The sequence below is a fragment of the Salmonella enterica subsp. diarizonae genome (assembly GCF_008692785.1).
Taxonomy (GTDB): Bacteria; Pseudomonadota; Gammaproteobacteria; order Enterobacterales; family Enterobacteriaceae; genus Salmonella; species Salmonella diarizonae.
Genome location: NZ_VXJV01000011.1, coordinates 41,339 through 59,266, shown reverse-complemented (window position 1 = coordinate 59,266; position 17,928 = coordinate 41,339). Strand labels below are relative to the sequence as shown.

The 17,928-nt window shown below is 53.8% G+C and carries 18 protein-coding genes; 10 read left to right on the top strand and 8 right to left on the bottom strand.

Going from position 1 to position 17,928, the window contains the following annotated elements; genetic code table 11:
• The first annotated feature begins 33 nt into the window (after positions 1-33).
• Positions 34-654 carry a superoxide dismutase [Mn] gene (sodA, locus tag F4V72_RS20640; RefSeq protein ID WP_136058578.1) on the top strand — a complete coding sequence of 207 codons (621 nt, stop codon included), beginning with the start codon at positions 34-36 and terminating at the stop codon, positions 652-654.
• A 69-nt stretch (positions 655-723) separates the two neighbouring features.
• On the top strand, positions 724-1,395 hold the full coding sequence (gene yiiM / locus F4V72_RS20635; protein WP_136058577.1) for a 6-hydroxyaminopurine reductase: 672 nt from the start codon (positions 724-726) through the stop codon (positions 1,393-1,395).
• A 91-nt stretch (positions 1,396-1,486) separates the two neighbouring features.
• On the opposite strand, the gene cpxA is transcribed toward yiiM, so the two are convergent.
• On the bottom strand, positions 1,487-2,860 hold the full coding sequence (cpxA, locus tag F4V72_RS20625) for an envelope stress sensor histidine kinase CpxA (RefSeq protein ID WP_000580434.1): 1,374 nt from the start codon (positions 2,858-2,860) through the stop codon (positions 1,487-1,489).
• Entirely contained in the window at positions 2,857-3,555 is a 699-nt protein-coding gene (gene cpxR, locus F4V72_RS20620; RefSeq protein WP_001033731.1) for an envelope stress response regulator transcription factor CpxR, read from the bottom strand. The genes cpxA and cpxR overlap by 4 nt, the downstream gene beginning before the upstream one ends.
• 150 nt (positions 3,556-3,705) lie before the next feature.
• On the opposite strand from cpxR, the gene cpxP reads away from it, so the two are divergent.
• The 7 genes from cpxP to F4V72_RS20585 all read left to right on the top strand — a co-directional run bounded on the left by cpxP (position 3,706) and on the right by F4V72_RS20585 (position 11,408).
• The gene (gene cpxP / locus F4V72_RS20615) at positions 3,706-4,206 is read left to right on the top strand and encodes a cell-envelope stress modulator CpxP (RefSeq protein ID WP_023249135.1); all 501 of its coding nucleotides are present in this window, start codon (positions 3,706-3,708) and stop codon (positions 4,204-4,206) included.
• A gap of 147 nt (positions 4,207-4,353) precedes the next feature.
• Positions 4,354-5,256, top strand: coding sequence for a CDF family cation-efflux transporter FieF (fieF, locus tag F4V72_RS20610; RefSeq protein ID WP_023249136.1), 903 nt, complete (start codon positions 4,354-4,356; stop codon positions 5,254-5,256).
• 184 nt (positions 5,257-5,440) lie between these two features.
• A complete protein-coding gene (pfkA, locus tag F4V72_RS20605; protein WP_136058576.1) occupies positions 5,441-6,403 on the top strand; it encodes a 6-phosphofructokinase in 963 nt (320 codons plus the stop codon).
• 201 nt (positions 6,404-6,604) lie between these two features.
• Positions 6,605-7,594, top strand: coding sequence for a sulfate ABC transporter substrate-binding protein (locus F4V72_RS20600; protein ID WP_023249138.1), 990 nt, complete (start codon positions 6,605-6,607; stop codon positions 7,592-7,594).
• 100 nt (positions 7,595-7,694) lie between these two features.
• Complete coding sequence (locus F4V72_RS20595; protein ID WP_023249139.1) at positions 7,695-8,444, top strand: CDP-diacylglycerol diphosphatase; 750 nt, start codon at positions 7,695-7,697, stop codon at positions 8,442-8,444.
• 73 nt (positions 8,445-8,517) lie between these two features.
• Positions 8,518-9,822, top strand: a complete 1,305-nt coding sequence (locus tag F4V72_RS20590) for an SLC13 family permease (RefSeq protein WP_053528785.1) — start codon at positions 8,518-8,520, stop codon at positions 9,820-9,822.
• 113 nt (positions 9,823-9,935) lie between these two features.
• On the top strand, positions 9,936-11,408 hold the full coding sequence (locus F4V72_RS20585) for a DASS family sodium-coupled anion symporter (RefSeq protein WP_136058575.1): 1,473 nt from the start codon (positions 9,936-9,938) through the stop codon (positions 11,406-11,408).
• A 41-nt stretch (positions 11,409-11,449) separates the two neighbouring features.
• Here F4V72_RS20585 and tpiA read toward each other — a convergent pair whose 3' ends face one another.
• Together tpiA and F4V72_RS20575 are read right to left on the bottom strand one after the other, a co-directional pair.
• Positions 11,450-12,217, bottom strand: coding sequence for a triose-phosphate isomerase (tpiA, locus tag F4V72_RS20580; RefSeq protein ID WP_023249142.1), 768 nt, complete (start codon positions 12,215-12,217; stop codon positions 11,450-11,452).
• Positions 12,218-12,329: 112 nt separating this feature from the next.
• Entirely contained in the window at positions 12,330-12,926 is a 597-nt protein-coding gene (locus F4V72_RS20575) for a YiiQ family protein (protein WP_023249143.1), read from the bottom strand.
• 100 nt (positions 12,927-13,026) lie between these two features.
• On the opposite strand from F4V72_RS20575, the gene F4V72_RS20570 reads away from it, so the two are divergent.
• The gene (locus F4V72_RS20570) at positions 13,027-13,455 is read left to right on the top strand and encodes a DUF805 domain-containing protein (protein WP_023249144.1); all 429 of its coding nucleotides are present in this window, start codon (positions 13,027-13,029) and stop codon (positions 13,453-13,455) included.
• Positions 13,456-13,561: 106 nt separating this feature from the next.
• Here F4V72_RS20570 and fpr read toward each other — a convergent pair whose 3' ends face one another.
• The 4 genes from fpr to F4V72_RS20550 all read right to left on the bottom strand — a co-directional run bounded on the left by fpr (position 13,562) and on the right by F4V72_RS20550 (position 17,901).
• The gene (fpr, locus tag F4V72_RS20565) at positions 13,562-14,308 is read right to left on the bottom strand and encodes a ferredoxin--NADP(+) reductase (RefSeq protein WP_070804231.1); all 747 of its coding nucleotides are present in this window, start codon (positions 14,306-14,308) and stop codon (positions 13,562-13,564) included.
• Between the two features lie 96 nt (positions 14,309-14,404).
• On the bottom strand, positions 14,405-15,415 hold the full coding sequence (glpX, locus tag F4V72_RS20560) for a class II fructose-bisphosphatase (RefSeq protein WP_080071078.1): 1,011 nt from the start codon (positions 15,413-15,415) through the stop codon (positions 14,405-14,407).
• Positions 15,416-15,526: 111 nt separating this feature from the next.
• Positions 15,527-17,035, bottom strand: a complete 1,509-nt coding sequence (gene glpK, locus F4V72_RS20555) for a glycerol kinase GlpK (RefSeq protein WP_063389967.1) — start codon at positions 17,033-17,035, stop codon at positions 15,527-15,529.
• Positions 17,036-17,055: 20 nt separating this feature from the next.
• Positions 17,056-17,901, bottom strand: a complete 846-nt coding sequence (locus F4V72_RS20550; protein WP_000084285.1) for an MIP/aquaporin family protein — start codon at positions 17,899-17,901, stop codon at positions 17,056-17,058.
• Positions 17,902-17,928 lie beyond the last annotated feature (27 nt).

Below are 17,928 nucleotides of genomic sequence, written 5' to 3'. Positions count from 1 at the left end.
ACACCCGGCCGCTCGACAATACTGGAGAGGAATATGAGTTATACACTGCCATCCCTGCCGTACGCTTATGATGCACTGGAACCGCATTTCGATAAGCAGACGATGGAGATTCACCACACCAAACACCACCAGACTTATGTGAATAACGCCAATGCGGCGCTGGAAAGTCTGCCGGAATTCGCTAACTTGTCTGCTGAAGAGCTGATCACCAAACTGGATCAACTACCCGCGGACAAAAAAACCGTACTGCGCAACAACGCGGGCGGTCACGCTAACCACAGCCTGTTCTGGAAGGGGCTGAAAAAAGGCACCACTCTGCAGGGCGATCTGAAAGCGGCGATCGAGCGTGATTTCAGATCTGTTGAGAAATTCAAAGAAGAGTTTGAAAAAGCGGCCGCCAGCCGTTTTGGTTCCGGCTGGGCGTGGCTGGTGCTGAAAGGCGATAAACTGGCTGTTGTTTCTACCGCTAACCAGGACTCTCCGCTGATGGGCGAAGCCATTTCCGGCGCATCCGGTTTCCCGATCCTGGGTCTGGACGTCTGGGAACACGCTTACTATCTGAAATTCCAGAACCGTCGTCCGGACTATATCAAAGAGTTCTGGAACGTAGTGAACTGGGATGAAGCGGCTGCCCGCTTCGCTGCGAAAAAATAAAGTTGCATTGAAGCCCGTGAGAAGCGAGTCTGATGACTCGCTTTTTTTGTATCTGCATAAGGAGTCGCGATGCATTATCCGGTTGAGGTATTCACAGGCAAAATTCAGGATTACGCGGGAAGCCGCCCCAGCGCTATCGCGAAAGTGCAGGTCGATGGCGAACTCATGCTGACGGAGCTGGGTCTGGAAGGTGATGAGCAGGCGGAGAAAAAAATTCACGGCGGTCCCGACCGCGCGCTGTGCCACTATCCGCGCGAGCATTATCGTTACTGGGCGCAGGAGTTTCCGGAACTGGCGGAACGGTTTGTCGCCCCGGCGTTTGGCGAGAACCTTTCCACCGACGGTCTGACCGAGCAAAATGTTTATATCGGCGACATTTTTCGCTGGGGAGAGGCGCTCATTCAGGTAACGCAGCCGCGTTCGCCGTGCTTTAAGCTCAATTACCATTTTGCGATTAGCGACATGGCAAGCCAGATACAAAACGTGGGTAAAACCGGCTGGCTCTACAGCGTGATAGCGCCAGGCAAGGTAGCGACAGATGCGCCGCTGGCGCTGGTTTCCCGCGTGAGCGATGTCAGCGTGCAGGAGGCGATCGCCATTGCCTGGCATATGCCGTTTGACGATGAGCAGTATCACCGGTTGCTGTCGGCGGCGGGATTATCGAAAAGCTGGACCCGAACCATGCAAAAGCGTCGCCTGAGCGGCAAGATTGAAAATCAGTCACGACGTTTGCAGGGCTGATGTGATGCCCGGTGGCGTTGCGCTTACCGGGCCTACGAGTTCCGTAGGCCGGATAAGGCGCTTACGCCGCCATCCGGCGCCACAGCGTTAATTACGAACGTTTATATAGCGGCAGCCAGATAACTAACCGCAATCCCCCCAGCGGGCTGTCATCCGCTTTCACCCAGCCGCGATGCTGTTGAATGGCGGTTTCGACAATCGCCAGACCCAGGCCGGTACCGCCGGATTCACGGTCGCGCGCCTCATCGGTGCGATAGAAGGGACGGAAGATCTGCTCTCTGTCTTCAGGGCTGACGCCCGGTCCGTCGTCATCGACCGTGATCGTAATACCGTCTTTATCCACCGAGAAGCCGACTTCAATCTTCGTGTGTGAATAGCGCAGCGCATTACGGACAATATTTTCCAGCGCGCTTTCCAGCGCGTTCGGGTTGCCATAGAGCGGCCACGGCCCCGGCGGATAATTTACCGTTAACGACTTGCCCATCTGTTCGGCTTCAAAGGCAGCGTTATCCAGCACTTCACCCCATAGCTGATTAGCTTTCATCGTTTCACTGACCAGCGCGTTTTTCTGTTGGTTACGCGACATCACCAGCAGGTCGTTGATCATGCTGTCCAGACGTTGCGCTTCGGTCTCAATACGCTCCAGCTCTTTGCTTTCGCCGCTACGACGACGCAGCAGCGCGGTACCCAGTTGCAGGCGCGTAAGGGGCGTTCGCAGCTCGTGGGAGATGTCTGACAGCAAACGCTGCTGCGAGGTCATCATCCGTTCCAGCGCCGTCACCATCTGGTTAAAACTGGCGCCAGCGGCGAGGAACTCCTGCGGACCCGCCTCCAGCTCCGGGTGCTGACGCAGGTTGCCTTGCGCCACTTCATCAGCCGCGTTTTTCAACTTACGCGCCGGTTTTGCCAGACTCCACGCCAGCCATAGCAAGAGCGGCGAACTGACCAGCATCGTGACAATCAGCAACAGGAGCGGGCGGTCAAACAGCAGATTAATAAAATCGGATTGTGAACTGCTGGCCGGTCGAATCAGGTAAAGCTGGTAATTGTCTTCTCCATCGCGCACGGAGAATGGCCCGACCATCTCTACGCGGCCATATTTTTTCTTCTGCGGATGATCGGCGTTATCCGCCTGACCAATGAAGTTACGAATGATCTGCATTTCGCTGCGTTCAGCGCCGATCACGCGTCCTTCAGAGGTCACCAGTAATAACCGCTGTCCAGGCGGTGCCCACTTGTCGATCGCGCGGAACAGGCGACGCCACCACATCAGGTCGTTGGGCGGATCGTTCGCAAGTTCAGCTTCTACATGTTGCTCTATCATCAATCCCTGGCGCTGTTCGCTGTCCATCAGCTCGGTCATCTGGCGTGAATCGAGCTTGGGCAACATCAGTACCAGCATTAGCACCAGCGCCAGCGTCAACCAGAAGATGGCGAAGATGCGCGCGGTTAAACTTCCTATCATGAAGCGGAAACCATCAGATAGCCGCGACCACGCAATGTTTTAAACCACGGATGACCGTCTTTGCGTTCCGGCAGTTTGCGGCGCAGGTTAGAAATATGCATATCAATGGCACGATCGAACGGTGTCAGGCGCTTACCCAGCACTTCCTGACTTAAATGTTCACGGGAAACCACCTGGCCGAGGTGTTGCGCCAGCAAATAGAGCAGGGTGAATTCCGTACCGGTCAGTTCCAGCGTTTGGCCATCGAAACTGGCTTCCTGACGGCCAGGATTAAGGCTTAGCGCATCGACTTCCAGCGTCGGCGAGCCATTGTCGCTGCTCTGCTGCTGTTCGCTCCAGTGGGAGCGGCGCAAAATAGCCCTGATGCGCGCTACCAGTTCGCGGTCGTTAAACGGCTTAGGTAAATAGTCGTCCGCGCCCAGCTCAAGGCCGAGAACGCGATCCAGCTCGCTGCCGCGCGCGGTCAGCATAATGACAGGCGTCTGGTGTGTCTGGCGAAGCGCCTTCAACGTATCGATACCGTTTTTCTTCGGCATCATGACGTCAAGCAAAAGTAAATCGATGCTGTCATCCAAAAGCTCAAGCGCCTGCTCGCCGTCGTGGGCCACCAGAACATTAAAACCTTCCATTTCGAGGAGCTCTTTTAACAGGGAAGTCAGCTCTCGGTCATCATCAACTAACAGGATTTTATTCATTGTTTACATACCTCCGAGGCAGAAATTACGTCATCAGGCGTCGCTAATCCATGACTTTACGTTGTTTTACACCCCCTGACGCATGTTTGCAGCCCGAATCGTAAACTGTCTCTCGTTGAATCGCGACAGAAAAGATTTTGGGAGCAAGCGATGCGCAAAGTTACCGCTGCTGTTATGGCCTCAACGCTGGCATTCAGTTTCTTAAGCCACGCAGCTGAAGTTGTTACAAGCGATAACTGGCACCCCGGTGACGGGGCCACGCAGCGTAGCACGCAAAATCATATGTTTGACGGCATAAGTTTAACCGAACATCAGCGTCAACAGATGCGAGATCTTATGCAGCGGGCAAGGCACGAACAGCCTCCTGTTAATGTTAGCGAAATGGAGACAATGCATCGGCTTGTCACCGCAGAAAAATTTGATGAAAGCGCTGTGCGCGCTCAGGCAGAAAAAATGGCGCAAGAGCAGGTTGCCCGCCAGGTCGAAATGGCCCGCGTGCGTAACCAGATGTATCGCCTGTTAACGCCGGAGCAGCAAGCGGTTTTGAATGAAAAGCATCAGCAACGAATGGAGCAACTGCGCGACGTGGCGCAATGGCAAAAAAGTTCATCGTTGAAATTATTGAGTAGTAGCAACTCACGTTCCCAGTAACAACCCTGTTTTCCTTGCCATAGACACCATCCCTGTCTTCCCCCACATGATGTGGGGGTTTTTTTTATCCCCAATTTGTCATTCTGTTATTAGCTTACTGTTTTAAACCATCCGTTATACTACCGGCAGAAGATAGCGGGAGTATTTATGAATCAAACCTATGGACGGCTGGTCAGCCGGGCGGCTATCGCGGCAACGGCGATGGCATCAGCGTTACTTTTGATCAAAATTTTTGCGTGGTGGTATACGGGCTCGGTGAGTATTCTGGCGGCGTTGGTGGATTCGTTGGTGGATATTGCCGCGTCATTGACGAACTTATTGGTCGTGCGTTATTCGCTGCAACCAGCAGATGATGAACACACGTTTGGTCATGGTAAAGCGGAGTCGCTGGCGGCGCTGGCGCAAAGTATGTTTATTTCCGGTTCGGCGCTGTTTCTATTTTTGACCAGTATCCAGAACCTGATTAAGCCGACGCCAATGAACGACCCCGGCGTGGGGATTGGCGTTACCGTTATCGCTCTGATATGCACTATTATACTGGTCACGTTTCAGCGCTGGGTGGTACGCAAGACCCAAAGTCAGGCGGTACGAGCGGATATGCTTCATTATCAGTCTGATGTTATGATGAACGGAGCGATTCTTATCGCGCTTGGGTTATCCTGGTACGGCTGGCATCGTGCGGATGCCCTGTTTGCGTTAGGTATTGGCATCTATATTTTGTATAGCGCGTTACGTATGGGGTATGAGGCGGTGCAGTCATTATTGGATCGCGCGCTGCCCGATGCGGAACGACAGGAAATTATTGATATCGTGACGTCATGGCCGGGCGTCAGCGGCGCGCACGATCTCCGCACGCGGCAGTCAGGGCCGACCCGCTTTATTCAGATTCATTTGGAAATGGAAGATAATCTGCCGCTCGTTCAGGCGCATTTAGTGGCTGAACAGGTAGAGCAGGCGATTTTGCAGCGTTTTCCGGGTTCAGATGTCATTATTCATCAGGATCCCTGTTCAGTCGTCCCCAGGGAAGGCAAGAAGTTCGAGCTTGTATAATTGATTGTTAAAAAGTGAGCCAGGCCAGCATTTTGTGTATAAATTACCGCCATTTGGCCTGACCTGAATCAATTCAGCAGGAAGGGATTGTTATACTATCTGTATATTCGTTGGATCGTTTCGAAGTGCGAAATCGGCTTCCGGCAATAGATTTCATTTTGCATTCCAAAGTTCAGAGGTAGTCATGATTAAGAAAATCGGTGTGTTGACAAGCGGCGGTGATGCGCCGGGCATGAACGCGGCAATCCGCGGTGTTGTGCGCTCAGCGTTGACGGAAGGGCTGGAAGTCATGGGCATTTATGACGGCTATCTGGGCCTGTATGAAGATCGTATGGTTCAGCTTGACCGTTACAGCGTATCTGACATGATCAACCGTGGCGGTACTTTCCTCGGCTCCGCCCGTTTCCCGGAATTCCGTGACGAAAATATTCGCGCTGTCGCGATCGAAAACCTGAAAAAACGTGGCATCGATGCGCTGGTGGTTATTGGCGGCGATGGTTCTTATCTGGGTGCAAAACGTCTGACTGAAATGGGCTTCCCGTGCATCGGTCTGCCAGGCACTATCGATAACGATATCAAAGGCACCGACTACACTATCGGCTATTTCACTGCTCTTGGCACCGTGGTGGAAGCGATTGACCGTCTGCGTGACACCTCCTCTTCTCACCAGCGTATCTCTATTGTTGAAGTGATGGGGCGTTATTGCGGCGACCTGACGTTGGCGGCGGCTATTGCCGGCGGCTGTGAGTTTATCGTGGTGCCGGAAGTTGAATTTAATCGCGAGGATCTGGTGGCGGAAATCAAAGCCGGTATCGCGAAAGGTAAAAAACACGCTATCGTCGCTATCACCGAACATATGTGCGATGTTGACGAACTGGCGCACTTTATTGAAAAAGAAACGGGTCGTGAAACGCGTGCGACGGTGCTGGGCCACATCCAGCGCGGCGGTTCTCCCGTACCTTACGATCGCATTCTGGCTTCCCGCATGGGCGCTTATGCTATTGACCTGCTTCTGGAAGGCCACGGTGGCCGTTGTGTCGGTATCCAGAACGAGCAGCTTGTTCATCATGACATCATCGATGCGATTGAAAACATGAAGCGTCCGTTCAAAAGCGACTGGATGGAGTGCGCGAAAAAACTGTACTAAGTTTTGGCGACGTAAATTGCCTGAAGGCGCTGTGCTTATCCGGCCTACAAGTTACGTGTAGGTCGGATAAGTCGCAAGCCGCCAAAAATCCCTCTGTTACATATTCCCCTCTGTTATAGCCAATCTTTTTTTATTCTTTAATGTTTGGATCGCTTTCTGGCACGCTTTGCTCATCACAACACAACATAAGCGAGTCGGGCGATGAAAAAGTGGGGCGTGGGATTCACATTATTGCTGGCGTCAACCAGCGTTCTGGCAAAGGATATTCAGCTACTTAACGTGTCTTACGATCCAACGCGCGAACTGTACGAACAGTACAACAAAGCGTTTAGCGCGCACTGGAAACAGGAGACCGGCGATAATGTGATTATCCGTCAGTCGCACGGCGGCTCAGGCAAACAGGCTACGTCGGTGATTAACGGTATTGATGCGGATGTCGTTACGCTGGCGCTGGCCTGGGATGTTGATGCCATTGCCGAGCGTGGGCGCATTGATAAGGCCTGGATCAAACGCCTGCCGGACAATTCTGCGCCGTATACGTCCACCATTGTCTTCCTGGTGCGCAAGGGCAATCCAAAACAAATTCATGACTGGAACGATCTGATTAAACCCGGAGTGTCGGTGATTACGCCAAACCCGAAGAGCTCCGGCGGCGCTCGCTGGAACTATCTGGCGGCATGGGGTTATGCCCTGCATCATAACAATAATGACCAGGTCAAAGCGCAGGATTTTGTCAAAGCGCTATATAAGAACGTCGAGGTGTTAGACTCCGGCGCACGCGGCTCAACCAATACCTTTGTGGAACGCGGGATCGGCGATGTATTAATCGCCTGGGAAAACGAAGCGTTGCTGGCGACGCACGAGCTGGGCAAAGACCAGTTCGAGATTATCACGCCTGGCGAATCCATTCTGGCGGAGCCGACCGTGTCCGTGGTCGATAAAGTCGTTGAGAAGAAAGGGACGAATGCGGTGGCGGAAGCATATCTCAAGTACCTCTATTCGCCGGAAGGCCAGACAATTGCGGCAAAAAATTATTATCGTCCGCGCGATGCTGACGTGGCGAAAAAATACGACGATGCGTTTCCGAAGCTGAAGCTGTTCACCATTGACGAGGTGTTTGGCGGCTGGGCAAAGGCGCAAAAAGATCACTTCTCTAATGGCGGTACGTTCGACCAAATCAGCAAACGCTAAACCGTTTATAAACCCGGTAACGTATTATGTTGCCGGGTTTTTTCTTTGCCATAATTTTGCGTTACTCTTCTCCGTCTATGAGACACAGGGAACGCATAACATGAAAAAAACAGGCTACTTTTTACTGGCGGTGATAGTGATTGTCGCCGCGGCGGGCGTCGGTTACTGGAAATTTTCCGGCAATCCTGATGCATTACGGGAAATCGTTCTTGAACAGTGCCTGCCCGATCAGTTACAGCATCAAAATCCAGCGCCCTGCGCGGAAGTCAAACCTCGCGCTGGCTATGTCGTCTTTAAAGATCGTCACGGCCCGCTGCAATATTTATTGATGCCCACCTACCGTATCAATGGTACGGAAAGCCCGCTGCTGCTGGAGCCCGCTACGCCCAACTTTTTCTGGCTGGCCTGGCAGGCTCGCGGCTATATGAGCAAAAAATACGGGCATGATATTCCGGATAGCGCGGTTTCGCTGACGATTAATTCGCGGCTTGGTCGTTCACAGGACCATTTACATATCCATATTTCTTGCATCCGTCCTGACGTTCGGGAACAACTGGATAATGATCTCACGCGTATCAGTACTCACTGGCTTCCGCTGCCGGGCGACCTGATGGGGCATGAATACCTGGCGCGCCGGGTAACCGAGAGCGAGCTGGCGCAGCGTAGCCCGTTTATGATGCTGGCGGAAGAGGTACCGGAAGCACGCAATCATATGGGACGCTATGGGCTGGCGGTGGTGCGCCAAAGCGATGGTTCTTTTGTTCTGCTGGCGACGCAGCGTAATTTATTGACCCTCAATCGCGCTTCTGCTGAGGAAATTCAGGATCATCAGTGTGAGATTCTGAAGTAACTCTGGCGATTCTGGCGTTTACTCTACGTGCCTGTCCCCGTATTCTTGTTGAAAAAAACAACAGGAGACAGGCATGTCGCTCTGGCTTTCGCACCCTCTGTTTCTTCCTTCGCTGGTTGTCGGCATTACTATCCTGCTTTGGGCTACTTCGTTGCTGCCGGAATTTATTACCGCACTGCTCTTTTTTACCATAGCGATGGCGGCGAAAATTGCGCCGCCGGATACGATCTTCGGCGGTTTTGCCTCTTCAGCTTTCTGGCTGGTATTCAGCGGATTCGTACTGGGAATCGCGATTCGTAAAACCGGGTTGGCGGACAGAGCGGCGCGCGCATTATCGGCTAAATTAACGGACTCCTGGTTTCTGATGGTTAGCAGTGTGGTGTTGCTTAGCTATGCTCTGGCGTTTGTGATGCCCTCAAATATGGGACGTATTGCGCTGCTAATGCCGATTGTCGCGGCGATGGCGAAACGCGCCGGAATAGCGGATGGCACCCGCGCCTGGTATGGATTGGCACTGGCCGTCGGGTTTGGCACCTTCCAGCTTTCCGCCACCATTTTGCCTGCGAACGTGCCCAACCTGGTGATGAGCGGCGCGGCAGAAGGCTCTTATGGCATCCACCTGAACTATGTGCCGTATTTACTGCTGCATACGCCGGTGCTGGGATGGTTAAAAGGCATCGTATTAATCGCCCTGATTTGCTGGCTATTTCCCGGTGCGCCCCATGCGCAGCACGAGGCAGCGCCGCCTGCGCCAATGAGCCGCAATGAAAAGCGGCTGGCGTGGATGTTGGCGGTGGTGTTGACGATGTGGGTAACGGAAAGCTGGCACGGCATTGGCCCAGCCTGGACCGGTCTGGCGGCAGCGGTAGTGACGATGTTGCCGCGAGTAGGTTTTATCAGCGGGGATGAGTTTGCCAGTGGTATTAATATTCGCGCCTGTATTTATGTCGCCGGGATTCTGGGGCTGGCGCTCACCGTAACGCAAACCGGTATTGGTAATGCGGTGGGGGAAACATTACTGCGCGTTATGCCATTAGATACGCAAAAACCGTTTACCAGTTTCCTTGCGCTCACGGGTATCACGACGGTACTGAATTTTATTATGACCGCTAACGGCGTACCGGCGCTCTATACGACTTTGGCGGAAAGTTTTGCAGATGCTACCGGTTTTCCACTGTTATCGGTCATTATGATTCAGGTGCTGGGTTATTCCACGCCGCTATTACCGTATCAGGCGTCGCCGATTGTTGTTGCGATGGCGTTAGGAAAGGTGCCGGCAAGGGCGGGAATGTTACTGTGTCTGGCGCTGGCGGCGGTGACGTATCTGGTACTGCTACCACTGGATTATGCCTGGTTTCGAGTTCTGGGTAAATTATAGTTTTAACGGACTGTTAATTTTTTGTTTTGTGAGAGGGTGAATTGTTTTATTTGCATCGATGCCGGTTAATACCGGTGCGCAGATGTGTGCGCTGGAAACTCAAGGATTGATTCATGGACAGATTGACCCCCATTCGCTGTTGGCCTGCCATCATTTCGATCGTGATTACTCTGACCATCTGGTTTGTTATCCCTTGTCCTGCGAATGTGACTCCACAGGCATGGCAACTGCTGGCGTTGTTTATCGGTACTATCGCGGCGATTATCGCGAAAGCCATGCCTATTGGCGCTATTGCGATTGTGGCGATTATGCTGGTGGCAATGACCGGCGTCACCCATCCCGGTAAACCTTCAGCGGCGCTGAACGATGCGCTGAGCGGTTTTTCTAATCAACTTATCTGGCTGATTGGCTTATCCATCATGCTGTCGCAAAGTTTGTTGAAAACGGGACTGGGCGCGCGTATAGGCTATGGGTTTATTGCTCTGTTTGGTAAAAGAACGTTGGGGATCGCCTGGGCATTAACGCTGGCAGAAACCCTGATTGCGCCGGTGACGCCAAGTAATACCGCGCGTGGCGGCGGCATTATTCACCCGGTGATGCGGGCGATTGCGGAAAGTCTTGGTTCCGAGCCTGGAAACCGTGAGAATGGCGCGACGGGCCGTTACCTCGCGCTGGTGAATTACAATATTAATCCGATCAGTTCGGCGATGTTTATCACTGCAACCGCGCCTAACCCGTTAATTGTCAGTTTCTTGACCAAAGGGACGGACGGGGTACTGAATATGACCTGGGGAATGTGGGCTATCGCCGCGCTCCTTCCTGCGGTGGTATCGCTGGTTGTGATGCCCATTGTGATCTGGTGGCTCTACCCGCCTGCCGTTACGCGTACGCCGGATGCGCCGCAGTTCGCCCGACAAAAGCTAACTGCGCTTGGCCCTCTCTCGCTGGCAGAGAAAATCACCCTCGCGGTTTTTATTTTGCTGCTTTGCCTGTGGGCTGGCGTTCCTGCCATGCTCATGGGGAGCGGCTGGACCGTCAATCCTACCAGCGCCGCATTAATTGGCTTATCAATTCTGTTACTGACGGGAGTATTAAGCTGGGACGACATTCTGAAATGTCGTGGGGCGTGGGATACTATTGTCTGGTTCGCCGCGCTGGTGATGATGGCTGATTTTCTCAGCAAGCTGGGGTTGGTCGGTTGGCTGGCGACCAGCGTCGGTAGCGCCATCAACCATCTCGGCGTGCACTGGAGCATAGCAACGCTACTGCTGATCCTGCTTTACGTTTATTCGCATTACTTTTTCGCCAGTACCACGGCGCATATTACCGCGATGTTTGCTGCGTTCTTCGCCGCGGGATTGGGTCTCGGCGCGCCGCCGGCGCTGCTTGGGCTGATGCTTGGTTTCTCTTCCTCGTTGATGATGTCGCTGACGCACTATGGCACGGGCACCGCGCCCATTATCTTTGGCTCTGGCTATGTTACGTTGGCGGAGTGGTGGAAAACGGGGCTGGTGATGAGTGTAGTCAACCTGACTATCTGGGGCGTGACCGGTGCCTTCTGGTGGCACTGGTTGGGATATTGGTGACACGATAATAACGGGAGGTGAGTTCCTCCCGTCGCAACAACTTAAGCCTGTTTAGCGGCTTCGGCTGCTTTCACGATCACGGCGAAGGCGTCAGCTTTCAGAGAAGCGCCGCCTACCAGTGCGCCGTCGATGTCCGGCTGCGCGAACAGTTCGGCTGCGTTGGACGCGTTGACGGAACCGCCGTACTGGATAATGACCTGCTCAGCGATTTTAGCGTCAGCTTTGGCAATGTGGTCGCGGATGAATTTGTGTACCGCCTGCGCCTGAGCCGGGGTCGCAGATTTACCGGTGCCGATCGCCCATACGGGTTCGTAAGCGATAACCACGCCTTCAAAGGCCGCCGCGCCCTGCGTTTTCAGTACCGCGTCGATCTGGCGTGCGCACACTTCTTCTGTTTTGCCCGCTTCGTTTTCCGCTTCGGTTTCACCGATACACAGTACCGGCGTCAGACCTTGTTCTTTCAGCACGGCGAATTTTTTGGCGATCAGCTCGTCAGATTCTTTGTGATAAGTACGACGCTCGGAGTGACCGATAATGATGTATTGCGCGCCGATATCCTTCAGCATTTCAGCCGAAGTTTCACCGGTGAATGCGCCAGACAGGTTCAGATCAACGTTCTGCGCGCCCAGCATGATGTGGCTGCCGGCAGCAGCGCGTTTCGCCAGATCGATATACATTTCCGGCGGAGCGATTGCCACGTCGCAGCCTGCTACGCCCGCCAGTTCTTTACGCAGGTTAGCCACCAGTTCGTTTACCATGTGGCGGCTGCCGTTCAGTTTCCAGTTACCCATCACTAAAGGATGTCGCATTTCATTTCTCCACGCTTAGTCAGCGAATTAAGGAAGATGGCCGCTCGTCAGAGCAGCATGGTCTGTGAAACAGTATAGAGATTCATCCCCGGAAAGGCTTTGCTTTTTGTCATCAATTCGCCCCTTCCAGATTTTCAGATAACGTCAGCTTAATCGGTTCAACCGCGAAGGTCAGCCCCTTTTCGCCGTTATCTGCGACAACATAACGTACCGCGCCTTCGGTCTCAGCGTAATAGTGTTTACCTTTACCGGCGATAAGCATCTTTTGCAGTTTTTTCTGGCTTTGCTCTTTTGTCAGCAACGGGGCGACAGTGCGAATAATGGCGGCCATATATTCCAGCGCTTTCGCTTTCGCCGCTTTCTGTTCCGGCCCCTGAATTGGCAGCCAGGTAATCTGCATACTTTTCACTTTGAGCGTACCGCGCTCCAGCGCCGTGGAGGCATACAGATTTTCGTTAATCTTACTGGCGGCGCGGGTCAGATTCGCTTTATCGCGGCTATTCTCAATGGCACGAAATTCATTGAGCGGCAGATCGGGATTCTGGCGGTTAAAGTTCTCACGAAACTGGCTAATAGAGAGATCAAAGGTCGGCGAGCCCGCCAGCAGATAGGGCGCTGTCGTGGTCAATGAAGAGAGCTGCGCGCGCGCCGTTATGCTGGTGGTGAGAGCAGAAAACAACAGTAAAAACAGAGTACATCCTGGCTTCATCAATCTTACCTTTCGTTAGGACTGCTCACGATTAAAACGATAACTGTCAGGCTTGTCAAAAGGGTAAACTGTAGCGGAAGGCAAAATATAAGGAACTTACATGACCATACAGCAATGGTTATTCTCATTTAAAGGGCGTATTGGGCGCCGTGATTTCTGGATTTGGATCGGCCTCTGGTTTGCCGGGATGCTGGCGCTATTTTCGCTGGCGGGGAAAAATCTGCTTGATATTCAAACGGCGGCATTTTGCCTGGTGTGCCTGCTGTGGCCGACCGCTGCCGTCATGGTCAAACGTCTGCATGACCGGGGGCGCTCCGGCGCGTGGGCGTTGCTGATGATTCTGGCGTGGATGCTGCTGGCCGGAAACTGGATGATGCTGCCGGGGATGTGGCAGTGGGTCGTCGGGCGATTTATTCCGACGTTGATCCTGGTGATGATGCTTATCGATCTGGGCGCGTTTGTCGGTGTTCAGGGGGAAAATAAGTTTGGGAAAGCGACACAGGACGTGAAGTTTAAAGCAGAACCGTAAACGGGCGGTAAACCGTAATTTGCCCGGTGGCGCTGACGCTTACCGGGCCTATGGATTGGTGATGATTTGTGGGCCGGATAAGGCGCACAAACCATCCGGCAAAACATCACCAGTAATGTTCAGCCGTCATATGTCCCGGTCGGCGGCGCAGATGTTTAGTCATCTGTCGGGTCTCTTTCAGCAGTTGCTGCGTATCGCGCACCATCTGCGGGTTACCGCACAGCATGACGTGGCTGGTCTCTTTATCCATCGGCAATCCCACGGCTTTTTCCAGCTCGCCGTTTTCAATGAGCGCAGGCACACGTCCGGTAAGCGAGCCTGGCACGCTCTCCCGGCTGACCACCGTTTGGATACGCAGCTTGCCTTCATAACGCTGTTGCAGTTCCAGCATTAGCGGCAGATAGCTTAAATCGGCGGCGAAGCGTACGGCATGAACTAAGACCATATTTTTAAAGCGCGCTACATCCTGGCCATATTGCAGAATAGACAAATACGGACCGATAGCGGTTCCAGTCGCCAGCATCCATAGCGTCTCGCAGTCAGGCACTTCATCCAGTACAAAGAAACCCGACGCGTCGCTGACCACTTGCACCTCATCGCCAGGTTTTAGCGCCGCCAGCCGCGGGCTGAGCTTTCCTTGCGGAACTGTAACCAGATAAAACTCTAAATTCGGATTGTCAGGCGCATTCACATAGGAATACGCGCGCTGAACGCGCTCGCCATCGATCTCCAGTCCGAGTTTGGTAAATTGGCCTGCAGTGAAAGGATTAATGGGGGCGTGAACGGTCAGGCTGAACAGTGCGTCAGTCCAGTTTTGCACCTTAGTGACTTTACCTGTTACCCAATCGGCCATGGTTTTCTCCTGTTCTGAATCGCTAACCTTATCTTCGTTCGTCAGGAGAAAGATTTCCAGCCCCGCGAGGCTGGAAGGCTCTAACTAACAAATGCGCTAGAGGATATGCGCCTGCACATCCGGATCTTTACGATCAAGGTAGTGGATTGACTGAATGCGGCGGATAGTGCGTGATTTGCCGCGGATCAGCAGCGTTTCCGTCGTGGCGATATTGCCTTTCCGGCTAATTCCTTCCAGCAGATCGCCTTTCGTGATGCCAGTCGCGGAGAAAATAACGTTATCGCTACGCGCCATGTCGCCCAGGCATAACGCCTTGTCCGCTTCAATCCCCATTGCTTTGCAGCGCGCCAGTTCCTGTTCGCCAATGCGGCGATTTTCTTCGCTGTCGCCTTTCACGTCATGGCGTGCCAGCAGACGTCCCTGCATGTCGCCGTCCAGCGCGCGGATCACCGCTGCGGATACCACGCCCTCTGGCGCGCCGCCAATCCCGTACAGCACGTCGACTTCGCTATCCGGCATACAGGTCAGAATTGAGGCCGCGACGTCGCCGTCAGGAATGGCAAATACGCGCACGCCCAGTTTGGCCATCTCTGCGATGACCTCGTCATGACGCGGTTTTGCCAGAATGGTCACGGTCAGATCGCCAAGCGGTTTACCCAGCGCATCCGCGATGTTGCGCAGGTTATCCGCCAGCGGCAGATTGAGATCGATTGCCCCTTTGGCGCCCGGACCGACAATCAGTTTTTCCATATACATATCGGGCGCATTCAGGAAACAGCCTTTATCGCCGACCGCCAGTACCGCCAGCGCGTTCGCCTGGCCCATCGCCGTCATGCGCGTGCCCTCAATCGGATCGACGGCGATATCTACCGCATCGCCGTGGCCTGTACCGACTTTCTCGCCGATATAGAGCATCGGGGCCTCGTCGATTTCGCCTTCGCCAATCACGATGGTGCCGTCAATGTTGACCTGGTTGAGCATGATACGCATGGCGTTGACCGCCGCGCCGTCCGCGATATTTTTATCGCCGCGTCCCAGCCATTTGTAGCCAGCCAGCGCCGCCGCTTCGGTTACACGGGAAAATTCGATGGCAAGTTCTCGTCTCATAACAAACTCGTAGCAGAAAGGAATGGCGCGCAGTGTAGCACAGGGGAGGGAGGGAATAATTGATGTGTGTGCGGAGTTGCCCCCGCACAAAGATTTTGCCGGATGGCGACCTTACTTGTCGTGATCTTCCCACGCCATCGCGCGTTGAACCGCTTTCTTCCAGCCGCTATAACGGTAGTTACGCTCGGTAGTTTCAATGCCGGGGCGGAATTCACGCTCAATAACCGCTTTTTCCTGCAGCTCATCCAGATTCTGCCAGTAGCCGACCGCCAGACCGGCCAGATAGGCCGCGCCCAGCGCCGTCACTTCACGCACTTCCGGGCGTTCCACGCGGGTGCCGAGAATATCTGACTGGAACTGCATCAGGAAGTTGTTGGCCACCGCGCCGCCGTCCACACGCAGAGCGTGCAGGCGAATGCCGGAATCCGCCTGCATCGCTTCCAGTACGTCGCGGGTCTGGTAAGCGATGGATTCGAGCGTCGCGCGGATAATGTGATTGGAGTTCACGCCGCGGGTCAGGCCAAAAATGGCGCCGCGGGCATACGGGTCCCAGTACGGCGCGCCCAGACCGGTGAAGGCCGGAACCACGTAGACACCGTTGGTATCTTTCACTTTCGTGGCGAAATATTCGGAGTCGAACGCGTCGCTGATGAGCTTCATTTCATCACGCAGCCATTGAATGGACGCTCCCGCCATAAACACCGCGCCTTCCAGCGCATAGTTAACTTCGCCGCTTGGGCCGCAGGCGATGGTGGTCAGCAGGCCGTTTTCCGATTTTACCGCTTTCTCGCCGGTGTTCATCAGCATAAAGCAGCCGGTGCCGTAGGTATTCTTCGCCATCCCTTCCTTTACGCACAGTTGGCCGAATAGCGCCGCCTGCTGATCCCCGGCGATACCGGCGATAGGAATACGCGTACCGCCTTTACCGCCAATATTGGTTTGGCCGTAAACTTCGGAGGACTTACGTACCTGGGGCAGCATCGCGCGTGGGATATCCAGCACGTCCAGCATCTTATCGTCCCAGTCCAGATCATGAATGTTGAACAGCATGGTTCGTGAGGCGTTGGTGTAATCCGTAACGTGGACGCGGCCCTGCGTCATCTTCCAGATAAGCCAGGTATCCACCGTACCGAACAGCAGCTCGCCACGCTTCGCGCGTTCACGCGAACCTTCCACATGGTCAAGGATCCATTTCACTTTAGTGCCAGAGAAGTACGGGTCGACGACCAGACCGGTATTGTCGCGGATGTAATCTTCCAGGCCGTCTCGTTTAAGCTGTTCGCAAATGTCGGCGGTACGACGGCACTGCCAGACAATAGCGTTGTATATTGGTTTGCCGGTTTCACGTTCCCAGACGATCGCGGTTTCACGTTGGTTGGTGATACCGATAGCGGCAATCTGATCGGAACTGATATCGGCCTTGGCCAGCACTTCTACCAGCGTTGAGCTTTGGGACGCCCAAATTTCCATCGGGTCGTGTTCCACCCAGCCTGGCTTAGGATAAATTTGCTCAAATTCGCGCTGTGATACGCTGACGATATTCGCGTCATGATCCATAACGACCGCGCGGGAGCTGGTGGTGCCCTGGTCGAGCGCAACGATATATTTTTTTTCAGTCATAATTTTGTCCCGTAATCAGATTACAGCGAAGCATTTTGTTGTGTGGTAGCGGTGGAGTCCTTCTCTTCCACGACGCAGGTATCGCACGGCAAATGACGGCCAATAAATTTGCGATAAGCAAATGCGCCCAGAATGGCGCCGACGATGGGGCCAAACAGCGGCACCAGGAAGTAAGGAATGTCTCTACCGCCGGTAAACGCAATTTCGCCCCAACCGGCAAGCCCGGCGAACATTTTGGGGCCAAAGTCACGCGCCGGATTCATCGCAAAGCCGGTCAACGGCCCCATAGAGGCACCGATAACGGCGATCAGTAAACCAATGAGCAGTGGTGCAAGCGGACCGCGAGGTACGCCGTTGCCGTCGTCGGTCAGCGCCAGAATCAGCCCCATCAGAATAGCGGTAATCACCATTTCAACCGCGAAGGCCTGCACAAAATTGATATGAGGATTCGGGTAAGTTGAGAAAATGCCTGCGAGATCAAGACTTTCAACGCTGCCACGGACGATATGGTGGGTTTGTTCGAAGTCCACAAAAAGATTGTAATAAAGCCCGTAAACTAACGCCGCTGCGCAAAAGGCGCCGGCAACTTGAGAAATAATAAAAGGAACAACTTTACGTTTGTCGAAACAGGCAAATAGCCAGAGTGCGATGGTCACTGCCGGGTTCAGGTGTGCGCCAGAAACACCTGCCGTCAGGTAGATAGCCATCGCTACTCCCAGACCCCAGATGACGCTGATTTCCCACTGCCCAAAAGTGGCTCCGGCAACTTTAAGCGCAGCGACACAACCCACACCGAAAAAAATCAACAACCCGGTACCGAGGAATTCAGCAATGCACTGGCCTTTTAAGGTTGATGTTTGACTCATAATCGGATCCTGAAGAGTATGTAATGT

Coding starts and splice junctions, on each gene's coding strand:
- tpiA (WP_023249142.1), bottom strand. CDS start 12,217: ATGCGACATCCTTTAGTGATGGGTAACTGGAAACTGAACGGCAGCCGC.
- F4V72_RS20575 (WP_023249143.1), bottom strand. CDS start 12,926: ATGAAGCCAGGATGTACTCTGTTTTTACTGTTGTTTTCTGCTCTCACC.
- cpxA (WP_000580434.1), bottom strand. CDS start 2,860: ATGATAGGAAGTTTAACCGCGCGCATCTTCGCCATCTTCTGGTTGACG.
- F4V72_RS20595 (WP_023249139.1), top strand. CDS start 7,695: ATGAAAAAAACAGGCTACTTTTTACTGGCGGTGATAGTGATTGTCGCC.
- F4V72_RS20570 (WP_023249144.1), top strand. CDS start 13,027: ATGACCATACAGCAATGGTTATTCTCATTTAAAGGGCGTATTGGGCGC.
- glpK (WP_063389967.1), bottom strand. CDS start 17,035: ATGACTGAAAAAAAATATATCGTTGCGCTCGACCAGGGCACCACCAGC.
- cpxP (WP_023249135.1), top strand. CDS start 3,706: ATGCGCAAAGTTACCGCTGCTGTTATGGCCTCAACGCTGGCATTCAGT.
- yiiM (WP_136058577.1), top strand. CDS start 724: ATGCATTATCCGGTTGAGGTATTCACAGGCAAAATTCAGGATTACGCG.
- fpr (WP_070804231.1), bottom strand. CDS start 14,308: ATGGCCGATTGGGTAACAGGTAAAGTCACTAAGGTGCAAAACTGGACT.
- sodA (WP_136058578.1), top strand. CDS start 34: ATGAGTTATACACTGCCATCCCTGCCGTACGCTTATGATGCACTGGAA.
- F4V72_RS20550 (WP_000084285.1), bottom strand. CDS start 17,901: ATGAGTCAAACATCAACCTTAAAAGGCCAGTGCATTGCTGAATTCCTC.
- cpxR (WP_001033731.1), bottom strand. CDS start 3,555: ATGAATAAAATCCTGTTAGTTGATGATGACCGAGAGCTGACTTCCCTG.
- glpX (WP_080071078.1), bottom strand. CDS start 15,415: ATGAGACGAGAACTTGCCATCGAATTTTCCCGTGTAACCGAAGCGGCG.
- F4V72_RS20590 (WP_053528785.1), top strand. CDS start 8,518: ATGTCGCTCTGGCTTTCGCACCCTCTGTTTCTTCCTTCGCTGGTTGTC.
- F4V72_RS20585 (WP_136058575.1), top strand. CDS start 9,936: ATGGACAGATTGACCCCCATTCGCTGTTGGCCTGCCATCATTTCGATC.
- pfkA (WP_136058576.1), top strand. CDS start 5,441: ATGATTAAGAAAATCGGTGTGTTGACAAGCGGCGGTGATGCGCCGGGC.
- fieF (WP_023249136.1), top strand. CDS start 4,354: ATGAATCAAACCTATGGACGGCTGGTCAGCCGGGCGGCTATCGCGGCA.
- F4V72_RS20600 (WP_023249138.1), top strand. CDS start 6,605: ATGAAAAAGTGGGGCGTGGGATTCACATTATTGCTGGCGTCAACCAGC.